Origin of the sequence: Rhodococcus sp. IEGM 1354, from assembly GCF_030056855.1 — a bacterium.
Lineage (GTDB): Bacteria > Actinomycetota > Actinomycetes > Mycobacteriales > Mycobacteriaceae > Rhodococcoides.
Genome location: NZ_JASHKT010000030.1, coordinates 1 through 1,003 on the forward strand (window position 1 = coordinate 1; position 1,003 = coordinate 1,003).

Genomic DNA, 1,003 nt, shown 5'->3' on the forward strand with positions numbered 1-1,003 from the left:
CGGAACTCGAACGAATGCCCGCGGGGTTCGGGGTCTTCGGTGATGGTCAGTTCTTCGCCGTTGGCGATGCGGAATTGCTGCAGGACCAGGTCGATGCCGGAGGTTTCCTCGGTGACGGGGTGTTCGACCTGCAGGCGGGTGTTGACCTCCAGGAACGAGACCAAGCCGTCTTGGCCGACGAGGTATTCGACGGTCCCGGCGCCGTAGTAGCCGGCTTCGAGGCAGATGGCTTTGGCGCTCGAGTGGATTTCTTTGCGTTGGGCGTCGGTGAGGAACGGGGCGGGTGCTTCTTCGACGAGTTTCTGGAAGCGGCGTTGCAGGGAGCAGTCGCGGGTGCCGGCGACGATGACGTTGCCGTGTTGGTCGGCGATGACCTGGGCTTCGACGTGGCGTGGTTTGTCGAGGTAGCGTTCGACGAAGCATTCCCCGCGCCCGAATGCGGCGACGGCTTCGCGGGTGGCGGAGTCGAACAGTTCGGGGATTTCTTCGCGGGTGCGCGCGACTTTCATGCCGCGGCCGCCGCCACCGAAGGCGGCTTTGATGGCGATGGGGAGGCCGTGTTCGTCGACGAAGGCGAGGATTTCGTCGGCGTCTTTGACCGGTTCGGAGGTGCCGGGGACGGAGGGGGCTTTGGCGCGGGCGGCGATGTGGCGGGCGGTGACCTTGTCGCCGAGGTCGCGGATGGACTGCGGGGACGGTCCGATCCAGATCAGGCCGGCGTCGATGACGGCCCCCGCGAAGTCGGCGTTCTCGGAGAGGAATCCGTAGCCGGGGTGGATGGCGTCGGCACCGGATTTGGCGGCGGCATCGAGGATTTTGTCGATCACCAGGTACGACTCCGCGGAGGTTTGTCCGCCGAGTGCGAATGCTTCGTCGGCCAGGCGGACGAACGGTGCATCGGCGTCGGGTTCGGCGTACACAGCGACACTGGCCAGTCCGGCATCAGCGGCCGCCCGGATCACCCGAACCGCGATCTCACCACGATTGGCAACAAGAACCTTGG

At 65.8% G+C, this 1,003-nt stretch carries 1 protein-coding gene; it reads right to left on the minus strand.

The features are described from left to right. Window positions 1-1,003: acetyl-CoA carboxylase biotin carboxylase subunit (locus QM588_RS25570; protein ID WP_283317425.1), on the minus strand; the 1,003-nt coding region annotated here is incomplete at both ends.